At 31.3% G+C, this 15,723-nt stretch carries 17 protein-coding genes; 12 read left to right on the forward strand and 5 right to left on the reverse strand.

Annotated features, from left to right (window positions below; all coding sequences use genetic code 11):
- The first annotated feature begins 116 nt into the window (after nucleotides 1-116).
- From ABWP78_RS09310 to ABWP78_RS09335, 6 genes are all read left to right on the forward strand, one after another.
- Nucleotides 117-926 (forward strand): endonuclease/exonuclease/phosphatase family protein, encoded by an 810-nt coding sequence (locus ABWP78_RS09310; RefSeq protein WP_353170832.1) that lies wholly within the window; start codon nucleotides 117-119, stop codon nucleotides 924-926.
- A 187-nt stretch (nucleotides 927-1,113) separates the two neighbouring features.
- Entirely contained in the window at nucleotides 1,114-1,566 is a 453-nt protein-coding gene (locus tag ABWP78_RS09315) for a MarR family winged helix-turn-helix transcriptional regulator (RefSeq protein ID WP_353170836.1), read from the forward strand.
- Between the two features lie 48 nt (nucleotides 1,567-1,614).
- Nucleotides 1,615-4,005, forward strand: coding sequence for a 3-hydroxyacyl-CoA dehydrogenase/enoyl-CoA hydratase family protein (locus tag ABWP78_RS09320; protein ID WP_353170839.1), 2,391 nt, complete (start codon nucleotides 1,615-1,617; stop codon nucleotides 4,003-4,005).
- Nucleotides 4,006-4,062: 57 nt separating this feature from the next.
- Nucleotides 4,063-4,419 carry a four helix bundle protein gene (locus ABWP78_RS09325; protein ID WP_353170841.1) on the forward strand — a complete coding sequence of 119 codons (357 nt, stop codon included), beginning with the start codon at nucleotides 4,063-4,065 and terminating at the stop codon, nucleotides 4,417-4,419.
- A 44-nt stretch (nucleotides 4,420-4,463) separates the two neighbouring features.
- Entirely contained in the window at nucleotides 4,464-5,645 is a 1,182-nt protein-coding gene (locus ABWP78_RS09330) for a thiolase family protein (RefSeq protein ID WP_353170843.1), read from the forward strand.
- Between the two features lie 84 nt (nucleotides 5,646-5,729).
- A complete protein-coding gene (locus ABWP78_RS09335) occupies nucleotides 5,730-7,526 on the forward strand; it encodes an acyl-CoA dehydrogenase FadE (protein ID WP_353170846.1) in 1,797 nt (598 codons plus the stop codon).
- Nucleotides 7,527-7,621: 95 nt separating this feature from the next.
- On the opposite strand, the gene ABWP78_RS09340 is transcribed toward ABWP78_RS09335, so the two are convergent.
- On the reverse strand, nucleotides 7,622-8,065 hold the full coding sequence (locus ABWP78_RS09340) for a DUF4268 domain-containing protein (RefSeq protein ID WP_353170849.1): 444 nt from the start codon (nucleotides 8,063-8,065) through the stop codon (nucleotides 7,622-7,624).
- Between the two features lie 44 nt (nucleotides 8,066-8,109).
- On the opposite strand from ABWP78_RS09340, the gene ABWP78_RS09345 reads away from it, so the two are divergent.
- Together ABWP78_RS09345 and ABWP78_RS09350 are read left to right on the forward strand one after the other, a co-directional pair.
- On the forward strand, nucleotides 8,110-8,751 hold the full coding sequence (locus tag ABWP78_RS09345) for an NUDIX hydrolase (protein ID WP_353170852.1): 642 nt from the start codon (nucleotides 8,110-8,112) through the stop codon (nucleotides 8,749-8,751).
- A gap of 43 nt (nucleotides 8,752-8,794) precedes the next feature.
- On the forward strand, nucleotides 8,795-9,598 hold the full coding sequence (locus ABWP78_RS09350) for a lysophospholipid acyltransferase family protein (protein WP_353170855.1): 804 nt from the start codon (nucleotides 8,795-8,797) through the stop codon (nucleotides 9,596-9,598).
- 35 nt (nucleotides 9,599-9,633) lie between these two features.
- Here ABWP78_RS09350 and ABWP78_RS09355 read toward each other — a convergent pair whose 3' ends face one another.
- Both ABWP78_RS09355 and ABWP78_RS09360 read right to left on the reverse strand, forming a co-directional pair.
- Complete coding sequence (locus tag ABWP78_RS09355; protein ID WP_353170857.1) at nucleotides 9,634-10,251, reverse strand: DUF8845 family protein; 618 nt, start codon at nucleotides 10,249-10,251, stop codon at nucleotides 9,634-9,636.
- Nucleotides 10,252-10,254: 3 nt separating this feature from the next.
- Nucleotides 10,255-10,749: an RNA polymerase sigma factor gene (locus tag ABWP78_RS09360; protein ID WP_353170860.1), complete on the reverse strand. Its 495-nt coding sequence runs from the start codon at nucleotides 10,747-10,749 to the stop codon at nucleotides 10,255-10,257.
- A 173-nt stretch (nucleotides 10,750-10,922) separates the two neighbouring features.
- Between ABWP78_RS09360 and nadC the strand changes: the two genes are divergently transcribed.
- The 3 genes from nadC to ABWP78_RS09375 all read left to right on the forward strand — a co-directional run bounded on the left by nadC (nucleotide 10,923) and on the right by ABWP78_RS09375 (nucleotide 13,394).
- The gene (gene nadC, locus ABWP78_RS09365; RefSeq protein WP_353170862.1) at nucleotides 10,923-11,780 is read left to right on the forward strand and encodes a carboxylating nicotinate-nucleotide diphosphorylase; all 858 of its coding nucleotides are present in this window, start codon (nucleotides 10,923-10,925) and stop codon (nucleotides 11,778-11,780) included.
- Nucleotides 11,781-11,849: 69 nt separating this feature from the next.
- The gene (locus tag ABWP78_RS09370) at nucleotides 11,850-12,770 is read left to right on the forward strand and encodes a YihY/virulence factor BrkB family protein (RefSeq protein ID WP_353170864.1); all 921 of its coding nucleotides are present in this window, start codon (nucleotides 11,850-11,852) and stop codon (nucleotides 12,768-12,770) included.
- A gap of 63 nt (nucleotides 12,771-12,833) precedes the next feature.
- Nucleotides 12,834-13,394, forward strand: coding sequence for a chalcone isomerase family protein (locus tag ABWP78_RS09375; RefSeq protein WP_353170867.1), 561 nt, complete (start codon nucleotides 12,834-12,836; stop codon nucleotides 13,392-13,394).
- A gap of 42 nt (nucleotides 13,395-13,436) precedes the next feature.
- Here ABWP78_RS09375 and ABWP78_RS09380 read toward each other — a convergent pair whose 3' ends face one another.
- Entirely contained in the window at nucleotides 13,437-13,796 is a 360-nt protein-coding gene (locus ABWP78_RS09380; RefSeq protein WP_353170870.1) for a nuclear transport factor 2 family protein, read from the reverse strand.
- 17 nt (nucleotides 13,797-13,813) lie between these two features.
- Complete coding sequence (locus tag ABWP78_RS09385; RefSeq protein WP_353170873.1) at nucleotides 13,814-14,896, reverse strand: M42 family metallopeptidase; 1,083 nt, start codon at nucleotides 14,894-14,896, stop codon at nucleotides 13,814-13,816.
- An 86-nt stretch (nucleotides 14,897-14,982) separates the two neighbouring features.
- On the opposite strand from ABWP78_RS09385, the gene ABWP78_RS09390 reads away from it, so the two are divergent.
- Nucleotides 14,983-15,672 (forward strand): DUF4294 domain-containing protein, encoded by a 690-nt coding sequence (locus tag ABWP78_RS09390; RefSeq protein ID WP_353170876.1) that lies wholly within the window; start codon nucleotides 14,983-14,985, stop codon nucleotides 15,670-15,672.
- Nucleotides 15,673-15,723 lie beyond the last annotated feature (51 nt).

Genomic DNA, 15,723 nt, shown 5'->3' on the forward strand with positions numbered 1-15,723 from the left:
CACCAAAAAAGATATAACGGAACACACGACCTGAAAGGGAACGCACAAAATAAAATAAGAATTGTGATTTATGTTGACTTTTTTTTTATATTTAGTGTTCAATTAAATATCTGAATATGTCATCATTAAAATATCTTTTTTACTTTTTATTTGTTACTTGTGTTTCGTTTTCTCAAGTTTCGGTTTGTAGTTGGAATATTATGAACTTAGGTAAATCAAAATCTGATAGTGAATTGAACATAATGGCTAATTCCATTAAATCACATGATATAATAGCTATTCAGGAAGTTGTTGCTGGTTATGGTGGTTCATTAGCTGTTAGTAGATTAGTTTCTATATTAAATAGGAAAGGTGCAAAATGGGACTATGTAATAAGTAATCCTACTACGAGTTCTAATCCAGCAAGTCGCGAGCGTTATGCTTTTATTTGGAAACCTTCAATAGTAAAAAAAACTGGTAATTGTTGGCTTGATCAAAACTATCAAAAAGAAATTGATAGAGAACCTTATATGGGTACCTTTCAATATAAGGGGAAATCATTTACAATCGTATCATTTCACGCTGTTCCAAAAAAGAAAAACCCCGCCAGTGAAATTAAGTATTTTAAATTTTTTCCTTATTTATACCCAAAACTTAATTTAGTTTTTATGGGTGATTTTAACTGTCCGCAAAGCCATTCTGTATTTTTTCCAATAAAAAAAATTGGTTTCTTTAGTGTTTTTCAAAATCAAAAGACAAGTTTACGTCAGAAATGTATTAATAATGATTGTTTAGCTTCTGAGTATGATAATATTTTCTACAAAGTAAATAAAGTTAAAGTTTTAAAAAGTGGAATTGTGCCTTTTTATACTTTATTTAAGTCTGTTAAGGAAGCGAGAAAGATATCTGATCATATTCCAATTTGGTGCTCAATTCAACTTAAATAATTAGTTCCTATTACTATTAATTAAAGCCCTATTCGAACAAGTAAGATTTAACAATTTATTAGTATCAAAAAAGATTTTTCATTTCTTTTTATTTGTAAATTTACATAAGTGATTATTAAAAATGAAAATTTTTACACAAATACTATGCGTGCATAGTATTTTTTTTTATATTTGAAAAAAATATTTTATGCAAGATAAAACAATTGATTATATTTTAAGGGTTACCTGGCAAACGGTTTCTAAAATGTATAATGAAGAAGCAGCAAAGTATGGCGCTACAATGGCTACCGGTTTTGCTTTGTTAAGCATTGATAAAGATAAAGGAATTCCTTCAACTGCTTTGGCACCAAGAATGGGTATGGAAGCTACAAGTTTAACTAGAACTTTAAAATCCATGGAGCAAAGAGGTTTGATTGAACGAAAAAAAAATCCTGCAGATGGGAGAGGAGTTCTAATTTTTTTAACCGAAAAAGGAAAGCAAAAAAGAGAGTTGTCAAAACAAACGGTACTTCAATTTAATGAAGTGATTAAATCTAAAATCACCGAAGAACAGCTTCAAAACTTTATGCAAGTTGCTGAAATCATAAATGAACAAATTCTTGAAAAAGAAATATTTGATAAAAATATCAAACTAAAATAATTTATATATTTTAAAAATATAAAAGTCTCCAAAATAAAACATATATAAATGAAACGTAATATTAAAAAAGTTGCTGTTATTGGTTCTGGAATTATGGGAAGTGGAATAGCTTGCCATTTTGCAAATATTGGAGTAGAAGTTCTTCTACTTGATATTGTTCCAAGAGTATTAACTGAATCAGAAATCAAAAAAGGGTTGACTCTTGAGAGTAAGTTAGTAAGAAACAGATTGGTTAACGACCATTTAGCAACGGCTTTAAAGTCGAAACCATCGCCTATTTATCATCAAAGTTTTGCTAGCAGAATTACTACTGGAAATACAACTGATGATATGGATAAAATTGCTTCTTGTGATTGGATTATTGAAGTGGTTGTAGAACGTTTGGACATAAAGAAATCTGTTTTTGAACAAATTGAAAAATTCCGTAAACCAGGAACGTTAATTACTTCAAACACATCTGGAATCCCAATTCACTTTATGAGTGATGGTAGAAGTGAAGACTTTCAAAAACACTTCTGTGGAACGCACTTTTTTAATCCAGCACGTTACTTAAAATTATTCGAAATTATTCCTGGACCTCAAACTTCAACAGAAGTATTAGATTTCTTAAATGGTTACGGAGAAAAATTCTTAGGTAAAACTTCTGTAGTTGCTAAAGACACTCCAGCTTTTATTGGAAACAGAATCGGAATCTTTGGAATAATGAGCTTGTTTCATCAAGTGAAAGAAATGGGCTTAACAATTGAAGAAGTGGATAAATTAACGGGTCCAGTTATTGGTCGACCTAAATCGGCAACTTTCCGAACTGTTGATGTGGTTGGTTTAGATACTTTAGTTCACGTGGCGAACGGAATTTACGAAAATTGTAAGACAGACGAAGTTTTAGACTTATTCAAATTGCCAGAATTCATCAATAAAATGATGGAAAATAAATGGTTGGGAAGCAAAACCAATCAAGGATTCTATAAAAAAGAAGGGAAAGAAATTCTATCTTTAGATTTAAATACATTAGAATATCGTGCCGCTAAAAAAGCATCATTCGCAACTTTAGAATTAACAAAAACTATCGATAAACCGATTGATAGATTTAAAGTATTAATCACAGGAAAAGATAAAGCGGGAGAATTTTATCGTAAAAATTTCGCTTCAATGTTCACGTATTGTTCGAACAGAATTCCAGAAATCACAGATGCTTTTTATAAAATTGACGATGCGATGAAAGCTGGTTTTGGTTGGGAAAACGGACCGTTTGAAATTTGGGATGCTATAGGTGTTCAAAAAGGAATAGAATTAATGCAAGCAGAAGGCTATCAACCTGCAAGTTGGGTAACTGATATGCTAGCTTCTGGAAATACGACTTTCTATTCAATTAAAGAAGGAGCAACTTATTTCTATAATATAGAGAAAAAACAAACAGAAAAAATTCCAGGACAAGATGCTTTTATTATTTTAAACAATATTCGCGAAAGCAAAAAAGTTTGGAACAATAGTGAAAGTATTATTACCGATTTAGGTGATGGAATTATCAATTTAGAATTTACTTCCAAAATGAATTCTATTGGTGTTGGTGTTTTACAAGGTATCAACAAAGCTATTGATATGGCTGAAAAAGGCTATGAAGGATTAGTAATTGGAAATCAAGGAACGAATTTTTCTGTCGGTGCAAATTTAGCTATGATTTTTATGTTGGCTGTTGAGCAAGAATATGATGAATTAAATATGGCGATTAAAATGTTTCAAGACACGATGATGCGTTGTCGTTATTCTTCTATTCCAGTTATTGCTGCACCACACGGTATGACACTTGGTGGTGGTTGCGAATTAACTATGCACTCAGATAGAGCTGTTGCTGTTGCTGAAACGTATATTGGATTAGTAGAATTCGGTGTTGGAGTAATTCCTGGTGGTGGTGGTTCTAAAGAAATGGCGCTTCGTGCATCCGATTTGTTTAGAAAAAATGATGTGGAATTAAATGTTTTACAAGAGTATTTCTTAACTGTTGGAATGGCGAAAGTCGCAACATCTGCCTATGAAGCTTTCGATATTGGCGTACTTCAAAAAGGAAGGGATATTGTTGTTGTAAATAAAGATAGACAAATTGCTACGGCGAAACAAGTCGCTCTTCAAATGGCAAATCAAGGGTATACGCAACCGGTAAGAAGAAATGATATTAAGGTTTTAGGTAAACAAGCATTAGGAATGTTTTTAGTAGGAACTGATCAAATGGTTGCGGGACAATTCATTTCAGAGCACGATCAAAAAATAGCAAATAAATTGGCTTATGTTATGGCAGGTGGTGATTTATCTGAACCAAATTTAGTTTCGGAACAGTATTTATTGGATTTAGAACGTGAAGTTTTCTTGTCGCTTTGTGCGGAAAGAAAAACATTAGAACGCATTCAGTTTATGTTAACAAAGGGGAAACCGTTGAGAAATTAATTATTGATTATTGTAAACTGTAAATTGTATAATGTATAATGAAATTAAAATTTAGAAATGAATTATTTTAAAGAATTAAAAGTTTGGCAAAAAGCTATTGAATTAGTTACTGAAACGTATTTAAAAACTCAAAATTTTCCAAAAGAAGAAATTTATGGGTTGACTTCGCAAATTAGAAGATGTGCAGTTTCAATTCCTTCAAATATAGCTGAAGGTTGTGGAAGAAAAACTAATAAAGACTTTAGTAATTTTTTAGGTATTTCTTTAGGTTCATCTTTCGAATTTGAAACACAATTAATTATTTGTAAGAATCTAAATTTTATTAGTGAAGATGATTTTAAAAATATAGAATCAGAAATTCAACATATTCAGAATATGATAATCAAATTACAAAATACAATCGACTCAAAGTAACAGTATACAATATACAACAATACAATATACTAAAAATATAAAATATGAAAACAGCATATATAGTATCCGCATACAGAACTGCAGTAGGAAAAGCTCCAAAAGGACTTTTTAGATTTAAAAGACCTGACGAATTAGCGGCAGAAACTATCGAACACATGATGGCGCAATTGCCAAATTTCGATAAAACAAGAATTGATGATGTTATGGTTGGAAACGCTATGCCAGAAGCAGAACAAGGTTTAAATGTGGGACGATTAATTTCCTTAATGGGATTAAAAGTAACAGATGTTCCTGGTGTGACTGTCAACAGATATTGCGCTTCTGGATTAGAAACCATCGGAATGGCTACTGCTAAAATTCAATCAGGAATGGCACATTGTATCATTGCTGGTGGAGCGGAAAGTATGAGTTATATTCCAATGGGTGGCTACAAACCAACTCCAGATTATAAAGTAGCCGCAGCAGGAAACGAAGACTATTATTGGGGAATGGGTTTAACAGCTGAAGCAGTTGCGAAACAATTCAACATTTCAAGAGAAGATCAGGATAAATTTGCTTATGAATCACATATGAAAGCTTTAAAAGCGCAAGCTGAAGGTAAATTCGATAGTCAAATTGTTCCTATTACTATTGAACAAACATTTGTAAACGAAAAAGGTAAAAAAGAAACCAAATCGTATATCGTTTCAAAAGATGAAGGTCCGAGATTAGGAACTTCTGTTGAAGCATTAGCTAATTTAAAACCAGTTTTTGCAGCTGACGGTTCTGTTACTGCAGGAAATTCATCTCAAATGAGTGATGGTGCTGCTTTTGTTCTAGTAATGAGCGAAGAAATGGTGAAAGAATTAAATTTAGAACCGATTGCTCGATTAGTCAACTTTGCTTCTGCAGGTGTAGAACCAAGAATTATGGGAATTGGACCGGTAAAAGCCATCCCAAAAGCGTTATCACAAGCTGGTTTAACATTAAAGGATATTGATTTAATTGAATTGAATGAAGCCTTCGCTTCTCAGGCTTTAGCCGTAACTCGTGAATTAGCCTTAAATCCCGATATTATTAATGTAAATGGAGGAGCAATTGCTTTAGGTCATCCACTTGGTTGTACAGGTGCAAAATTATCGGTACAATTATTTGAAGAAATGAAACTAAGAAAAGCTAAATACGGAATTGTTTCTATGTGTGTAGGAACAGGACAAGGAACAGCCGGGATTTTCGAATTGATGTAAAATAATTAGAGGAACACTGATTTAGAAATTTTTATTAATTTCTTCAATCTGTGTTCCAAAATAAAAACTTTAAAATAATATAAAATGGAAGACATAACAAGAGGTGGTCAGTTTTTAGTAAAAGAAACAAAGTGCGAAAATGTTTTCACACCTGAAGATTTTAATGAAGAACAAATTATGATGCGCGATTCTGTAAAAGAATTCGTAGATAAAGAACTTTGGGCACATAAAGATAAATTTGAGAAAAAAGATTACGCATATACCGAACAATGTATGCGAAATGCGGGAGCATTAGGATTTTTAGGAGTTGCAGTTCCAGAAGCATATGGAGGATTAGGTATGGGATTTGTAAATACAGCCTTAGTCTGTGATTATATTTCTGGTGCAACAGGTTCGTTTTCAACCGCTTTTGGTGCTCATACAGGAATTGGAACAATGCCAATTACTTTGTATGGAACTGAAGAACAAAAACAAAAATATGTACCAAAATTAGCTTCTGGCGAATGGTTTGGTTCATATTGTTTAACTGAACCAGGTGCCGGTTCGGATGCAAATTCTGGAAAAACTAAAGCGGTTTTATCTGCTGATGGAACACATTATTTAATCTCAGGACAAAAAATGTGGATTTCAAATGCAGGATTTTGTAATGTAATGATTGTTTTTGCTCGTATCGAAAATGATAAAAACATTACAGGTTTTATTGTAGAATACGATAGAGAAAATACAAACGGAATCACTTTAGGTGAAGAAGAACATAAATTAGGTATTCGCGCAAGTTCAACACGTCAAGTGTTCTTTAACGAAACAAAAGTTCCAGTTGAAAATATGTTGGCTGGAAGAGGTGAAGGATTCAAAATTGCAATGAATTCATTAAACGTGGGTCGTATCAAATTAGCAGCTGCTTGTTTAGATGCGCAACGAAGAGTGATTTCAACAGCTGTAAAATACGCTAATGAACGAGTTCAGTTTAATACGCCAATTTCGACTTTCGGAGCCATTCAAGCTAAAATTGCAGAAATGGTTACCAATTGTTATGTAGATGAAAGTGCTACTTATAGAGCTGCAGGCGATATTCAAAACAGAATTGAAGCGCGTGAAACAGAAGGAAATTCGCATCAAGAAGCAGAATTAAAAGGGGTTGAAGAATATGCTATCGAATGCTCCATATTAAAAGTTGCCGTTTCTGAAGACGTGCAACATTGTTCAGATGAAGGTATTCAAATTTTTGGCGGAATGGGATTCTCAGAAGATGCGCCTATGGAAGCGGCTTGGAGAGATGCGCGTATTGCACGTATCTACGAAGGAACAAACGAAATTAATCGAATGCTTTCTGTAGGAATGTTGGTTAAAAAAGCGATGAAAGGTCACGTTGATTTAATTGGTCCAGCTATGGCTGTAGCCGAAGAATTAATGGGAATTCCATCTTTTGATGTGCCAGATTATTCAGAATTTTTAGCTGAAGAAAAAGAAATGATTGTTAAATTGAAAAAATCATTTTTAATGGTGGCTGGTGCAGCTGTTCAAAAATTTGGAGCAGAATTAGAAGCGCATCAACAACTTTTAATGGCTGCAGCAGATATGTTAATTGAAATTTATATGGCAGAAAGTGCCGTTTTGAGAACTGAAAAAATGGCAAAAAAATTAGGTGCTGAAAAAGTAAGTGACCAACTTGCTATGACTCAATTGTACTTATATAATGCGGTTGATATTGTAACTCAGAAAGGAAAAGAAGGAATTGTTTCTTTCGCAGAAGGCGACGAGCAACGTATGATGTTAATGGGATTACGTCGTTATACAAAATATGTAAATATGCCAAACGTAGTGAAATTACGTGAGCAAATTGCTGCTAAAGTCATCGCAGAAAATAAATATTGTTTTTAATATTTAATTAGTTTATGTAAAAAAGTCCTGAGAAATCAGGACTTTTTTTTTCAGTCTATTGTCTAAAAATCCGAAATCTTTTATCTAATATCAAATTAAGTATTCACTTCCAAATCTTTAATATAATCTTCATTTTCATAGAAAAAACGTTCAAAAGCATCCATTTTATCATAAAAGAAATTAAAAATGGTTTCCCAATCTGATTTTCGGTTCAAACTCACATCAGATAATTCCACCCAAATTCGACTAATAATTTTCCCACTTTCTAAATAATGCTCTCTATCAAAAATAACATCTGGCAAAAATTCATTCACCAAAATTTCTTTTAACGATTCCACTTTCTCAAAATAGATTTTTCGTTTAGTTTCATCTTTGGGTTCAATATCCAGCATTACATATGCTTTTTTATTATCCACATTAAATTTAAACGTAACGTCTTTAATTTTAGTGTTATACAACAACCATTTTCTCGGATATTCGTTTCCAAAAGTGCTCCAAAATTCTTTCTTTATTAATTGCGCGTCAGCTTTACTATACATTTTTGTAATTATTTTTTGTAACTTTATAAATTAGAAATCTAAAAATGGAATTCACTCACTTTGTAAATAATATCGCAAATTTAAAGAAAGAAAAGTTGTTAGCCACGGATGCGCACATAAAAATGGCACCTTTGGAACGAATATCTTATCTTAAGGACAAATCTTATTCTGAAATTGAACCTAAAAATGCCGCAGTTTTAATGTTAGTTTACCCAAAAAATGAAATGGCACATTTGGCATTAATTGTACGCAATACCTATCCTGGAGTGCATTCTTCCCAAATTAGTTTTCCAGGCGGAAAGAAAGAATTTGAAGATGAAACTTTAGCAATTACAGCGCTAAGAGAAACAGAAGAAGAAGTAGGAATTCCAATGAATAAAGTTGAAATTATTAGACAATGTAGTGAGATTTATATTCCGCCAAGTAATTTTTTAGTTACACCATATTTAGGTTTTTCAAAGGAAAATTTACAATTTATTCCGAATCCCGATGAAGTGCAACGCGTATTAGAATTCCCAATTCATCAACTGCTTAATGATAAAACTATCGTACAAACGAAAATGACTACTTCTTATGCTGTAAATATTGATGTACCTGCTTTTGAAGTTGAAAATTTCTTAATTTGGGGCGCTACCGCAATGATGCTCAGTGAGTTAAAAGAGTTAATTAAAAACGCAACGAAGTAGTATAAAATTACTAAATTTGCATCGTTTTTAAAACGTAATTCGTATGGGATTATTCAAAAGAAATCCGTTTGGACATATGTTATTCATCAAAAAATGGTTAATCCGTATTTTTGGTGCATTAACTCATAGTAGATACAGAAGTTTTAATAATTTACAAATTGATGGCTCAGATATTATTCGAAATTTACCAGATAGAAACGTGCTTTTTATTTCCAATCATCAAACTTATTTTGCAGATGTAACCGCTATGTTTCACGTATTTAACGCAGCTTTAAAAGGACGTGAAGATAATATTAAAAATGTATTTTACTTGTGGCAGCCGAAATTAAATATTTATTATGTTGCAGCTAAAGAAACAATGCAAGAGGGTTTGTTGCCAAGAATTTTAGCCTACGTTGGTGCTATTACTGTAGAACGAACTTGGCGTGCAGAAGGTAAAGATGTGCAAAGAGATGTGAATCCGAATGATACTGAAAATATTAAAATAGCATTAGAAGATGGTTGGGTAATTACATTTCCGCAAGGAACTACTCGTTCGTTTAAACCAGTTCGAAAAGGAACAGCACATATTATAAAACAACATAAACCAATTGTTGTACCAATAGTAATAGATGGGTTTAGAAGATCATTCGATAGAAAAGGATTGTTTGTAAAGAAAAAAGGAATTTTGCAATCAATGGAAATTAAACCGCCATTAGATATAGACTACGAAAACGATTCAATCGAAAAAATCGTTGAACAAATAGAATATGCCATTGAACAACACGCTTCGTTTTTAAAAGTAATTCCTCAGGAAGATTTAGAAGAAGCTTCTAAATTAGATAGAGAACGTCAATGGAAGTACTAAAAAAAAGTCCTGATAAAATTTTATCAGGACTTTTTTTAATACTCTATTTTTTGTAGTTCATTATAATTTCGTTTTAATCTTCTTAACAGAAAACCATACAACAATTTGTAAAATAAGTAGAAAACAAATATTAAAAACATTACCAATAGAGCACAACTAATAACAAATAAATATTCGTATTTTTCAAGTAATACGCTCAAATTAGCATCATATTTACTTTGAAAGTAAATTACTATTACACCTGTTATTCCAGCAATTATTAAATTATACCAAACATAATATTTTACAATTTTTCTTGTTTTGATGATGTCTTTCATCAAATCACTTACTGATGAAGTAGAACTTATTTGTTTTATGTTTTTGTAAAATAAAAAAATAAAGCAACCTGATACAATTATATTTATAATTGTAATAAATTCTAAACTATTATAAATATGAATTTGTTTTAATTTGTTTATATAATTACCATCGAAAAACATTGATAAATCAAATAATCGTAAGATTATAATTTCTAAAATACTAATGATAAAAATCCATTTTACAATAGAAGATGAACTTTTGTGCAACATTCCGTAAATTTCATTTTCAGAAACTTGTTTAAATTGCCCATCGTTTTTCTTCCAATCTTTTTTTAATAATTCTAATTCATCCATAAGTTACGGATTTAATGTTTTTTTAAGTTTCCCTTTAATTCTGTTCATTTTCACACGTGCATTCACTTCGCTAATCCCCAGTGTTTCTGATATTTCAGTGTAATCTTTGTCTTCTAAATATAAAAACATCAAAGCTTTGTCTATGTCATTTAACTCCGCAATGGCTTTATACATTAATTTTAATTGTTCTTCTTCTTCAAAATTATATTCATCTGTTTTGATACGATGAAATTCTGAGTCAAAAGGTGTAGTTTCAATACTTCTTTTCTTCTTACGATATAAAGTAATTGCTGTATTTAGTCCTACACGATAGGCCCAAGTAGTAAATTTCGATTCCCCCCTAAATTTCGGAAACGCTTTCCATAACTGAATGGTAATTTCTTGAAACAAATCATTATGCGCGTCTTGATCAGAAGTATAAAGTCTACAAATTTTGTGGACAATATTCTGATTTGCCTTGAGTTGTTTTACAAAATTATCTTCCGTTTCCGATATCATATAGTATATGTAGTGAAGTTTTCGATTTTGTTACAAAGATGATAAACAAATTTCAATTTCATTTATCAATTTTAAATTATTAAAAATTTTATTTATTTCTTTAATAGGTGTTCCAAAATATCATAATATAGCTTAAATTTGTAATTAAACATTTCAGATATAGTTTAAATAATATGATTACAGAACAACAATTTCAAACTGAATTAAATTTAATCATTTCCAATGCTATAAGAGAAGATGTTGGCGATGGTGATCACAGTTCATTAGCTTGTATTCCTGCTTCAGCGCAAGGAAGTGCTAAACTTTTGGTTAAAGATAACGGAATCATAGCTGGTGTAGAATTTGCCAAAATGGTATTCAACTATGTAGATGCAAACCTTAAAGTTGAAACGTTTATTAAAGATGGAACTGAAGTGAAATTTGGCGATATCGTTTTTCACGTGCACGGAAGTTCTCAATCCATACTAAAAGCGGAACGTTTGGTTTTAAATAGTATGCAACGAATGAGTGCTATTGCTACAAAAACCAAAAGTTATGTCAAATTAATTGAAGGAACGGGTGCGAAAATTTTAGATACTCGAAAAACAACACCTAATTTTAGAGCTTGTGAAAAATGGGCAGTAAAAATTGGAGGTGGTGAAAATCATCGATTTGCATTGTACGATATGATTATGCTAAAAGACAATCATAACGATTTTGCTGGCGGAATTACTGCTTCAATTGCGAAAACCAAACAGTATTTAAAAGAGCATAATAAAGATTTAAAAATTATCGTAGAAGCAAGAAGTATTAAAGAAGTTGAAGAAATACTAAAAGCGGGTGGTGTGTATCGAATTTTGTTAGATAATTTCGATTTTGAAACTACGAAAAAAGCAGTTCACATTATCGGAAATCAATGTTTAACAGAATCTTCTGGAAATATTAACGAAAACACAATTAGAGATTACGCTTTATGTGGCGTAAATTATATTTCGTCAGGTGCTTTAACGCATTCTGTTCATAATATGGATTTGAGCTTAAAAGCAATATAAATTACAAAATCATCAACACAGATTTAATGAATTTTTCTAATCCGTGTATACCAAAATGCGTACCAATTTATGAACATCAATAAAGAAACCATAAAATCTAAACCTATAATAAAACAAGTAATTTTACTACTTCAAAAAATTCAGTTTCCAAGTTTAAAAGGAACTTCGTTGTATGATGTAATAAAATTATATCTCTTTGGAATTATTTCAGGCGGAGTTACCCATCGAGCAAGTGCTATTGCTTTTAGTTTTTTTATGGCACTTTTTCCGTTTGCTTTATTTTTATTAAACTTAATTCCGTTTATTCCTTTAGATAACTTTCAAAACGATTTTTTAGTATTTGTATCGCAAAGTGTTCCTCCTAATACGTATGATGCCATTGAAACTATTTTAAAAGATATTTTAAATAATAGCTACAAAGGATTGTTGTCTTCTGGGTTTTTATTATCTATTTTTTTAATGTCAAATGGTATTAATGCCTTGCTTGATGGATTTGAAATGTCTAAAAACATCAGCGTAAAACGAGGCTATTTTAGTCAATATCTTATTGCGATTGCACTATCAATAGTAATTGCATTTTTATTATTGTTAACGGTCGCGATATTAATTTTTGTAGCCGTATTAATTCATCAAATTGAATCACAAAGTGGCTACATTTCTAAAATCCCATTAATTGAATCAACAAGATATTTATTTGTGATACTTATGATTTTGATTATCACATCTACACTGTATAAATTTGGCACAAAAGAGACCAAACAAATTTCTTTTATAAGTTATGGTTCTGTAATGACAACCGTTTTATTTGTTTTAACATCGTATTTATTTGGAATCTATGTAGAAAAATTTGCCAGATATAACGAGTTGTATGGGTCTATTGGAACACTTCTGGTAATGATGTTTTACGTATGGTTAAACTGCATTTTAATTTTATTAGGATTCGAATTAAATGCATTCATATTCCAATTGAAAACTACTAAAAAAGAATAAATTAGTAGGAAGAAATAAAAATTAAGTGTAACTTAGCGACATCAAAAATTAAAATTAACTATTATGAAAAAACAAATTTTCACATTATTTATTGCTTTAACAGCGATTTTCGCTTCAGCACAAAAAACAATTGGCGACGTTAAAGTTGATGCTAAACTTTCTGTAGAAGGGCAAAATCTTACTTTAAACGGTGCCGGAACAAGAGAAAAAATGTTCATGGACATGTATGTTGGTTCATTGTACGTTACTAAAAAATCTACAGATGGTAACGCAATTTCTGCAGCTAATGAAGCTATGGCAATTAAATTGAACATCGTTTCAGGATTAATTTCTTCTGAAAAAATGATTACTGCAATCAATGAAGGCTTTGAGAATTCAACAGGTAAAAAAACAGCACCTTTAAAAGCAAAAATTGATAAATTCAAAGGTTTTTTTAAAGATGTAATCAGCAAAAAAGATGTTTTTATTATAGTTTATGTTCCTAATGAAGGCGTTTCAGTTTACAAAAACGGAACCAAAAAAGGAACTATTGACGGTTTAGATTTCAAAAAAGCATTATTCGGAATTTGGTTAGGAAATAAACCTGCAGATGACGATTTAAAAGCAGGAATGCTTGGAAAATAATAAAAAAAATCCCGTCTAAAAGGCGGGATTTTTTTTGCTAATTTATCCGTGATACACTCTAGAAAAAACTATTTTACCAGCCTCAATTTCTAAAACTTCTGCAACAAGCATATTTTCTTCGCCTTCAACTTGTCTAACATATTCCATAAACACCCTGTTATTGTTGGATGTTAGCGAAGTCACTTTATAATATAAAGTAGGAAGTCTGTCAAACGCATCTTTCCACCAAATTCTTAATTCGCTTTTTCCTTTTATTAAACCATTTGTTTCTGGTTTTCTTATCTTTAATTTTGGACTAAAGTGCGTGGCTGCTTCGTCATATAAATATAATAAATCATCAAGGTTGTGCGAGTTAAATGCCTCAAACCATTTCTTGGCTATTGCTTCATTTTCTAACATCATATTACGACTAAAAAATGTTATTTAAAATAAGAAAAATCGTGATTATTTTCAATTTTTAACAATGTTTCGTAAATCAATTTAATTACATTTTCTACATCTTCTTTCTGAACCATTTCTACTGTAGTGTGCATATATCGTAAAGGTAATGAAATTAACGCACTTGGCACACCGCCATTACTATATGCAAAAGCATCCGTGTCTGTGCCAGTTACTCTAGATGTAGCATTTCGCTGAAATGGAATTTTCTTTTCATCTGCCGTATCAGTTATTAATTCTCGTAACTTATTTTGTACAGCAGGAGCGTAAGCAATTACAGGACCTTTTCCCATTTTAATATCACCTTGAATCTTTTTATCAATCATCGGTGTAGAGGTATCGTGTGTTACATCTGTTACGATGGCAATATTCGGCTTAATGCTTTGCGTGATCATTTCTGCCCCTCTTAAGCCAATTTCTTCTTGTACAGCATTCACTACATACAATCCAAATGGTAGTGTTTTTTTGTTTTCTTTTAAAAGTCTCGCCACTTCAGCTATCATAAAACCACCCATTCTATTATCAATGGCTCTACAAACAAATTTATTTCCATTTAAAATTTCAAAACCATCAGGATAAGTAATTACACATCCCACATGTACACCTAAATTTTCAACTTCTTGTTTGGTGCTACATCCGCAGTCAATAAAAATATTTTCTACTTTAGCCGTTTCTTCTTTTCCAGCAATTCTTGTATGAATAGCAGGCCATCCAAAAACACCACGTACAATACCTTTTTTAGTATGAATATTCACACGTTTTGAAGGCGCGGTTTGATGATCACTTCCTCCGTTTCTTATTACATAAATCAATCCGTCATCAGTAATATAATTCACATACCACGAAATTTCATCACTATGTCCTTCAATTACCACTTTAAATGGAGCGTCTGGATTGATAATCCCAACTGCAGTACCATAATTATCAGTAATAAAAGTATCCACGTATGGTTTTAAATAATTCATCCATAATTTCTGACCTTCACTTTCATAACCTGTTGGCGATGCGTTATTTAAATACGATTCTAAAAATGCAATCGAACTATCTTTTAAAATACTTTTCATAAAATTCAAACTTTTTTTGCTAAAATAAAAAATTGGCATCTAACTTGCTAATAAAATTTATAATTTTACACTTTAATATACAAGATATGGTACGTGCTATTTTTATAACACTTTTGTTTTTAAATTTTTTATCACTTTCTGCACAAGAAGGAGAAGGTTCGGGCGTGTCCGACACTATAGAATATATTAAAGATTCCGACACAATTCGAGAAATAATAATCGAAGAGGTTACTATTTCTGATGAGAACACCATAAAGCTAACAAAAGCTGAACGCGAACAAATTAAATTGTTAGAGTTTAGAGTGCGTGTTGTATATCCGTATGCAAAATTAACTGCCGAAAAGTTAATGCAAATTAATGCAACAATGGCAAAACTAAAATCTCAAAAAGAGAAAAGAAAATACTTTAAACTAGTTGAAAAATATTTAAACGAAGAGTTTGAACCAAAACTGAAAAAATTATCCCGAAAACAAGGACAAATTTTAATTAAACTAATCAACCGTCAAACCGGACAAACTACTTTCGATTTAATAAAAAATTATAAAAGCGGCTGGAAAGCATTTTGGTCAAATAACACAGCCAAATTATTCAACATCGATTTAAAGAAAAGCTATAATCCTATGGAAGTTCCAGAAGATTTTTACATAGAAACCTATCTACAACGTGCTTTCGACGAAGGAAAACTAGTAAAACAAGAAGCCAAAAAACCAATTTCTGAATCCGAATTAAGAGCAAATTGGGCCACTAAAAACAAAGAAAAATTAAAACTTAATTAGCAGCTATTTCCTGCTCTTCGCTATATCTTTTTGCCTAGTGGTCTTTAAAAA

Origin of the sequence: Flavobacterium sp., from assembly GCF_040402955.1 — a bacterium.
In the GTDB taxonomy this organism is placed as follows: Bacteria; Bacteroidota; Bacteroidia; order Flavobacteriales; family Flavobacteriaceae; genus Flavobacterium.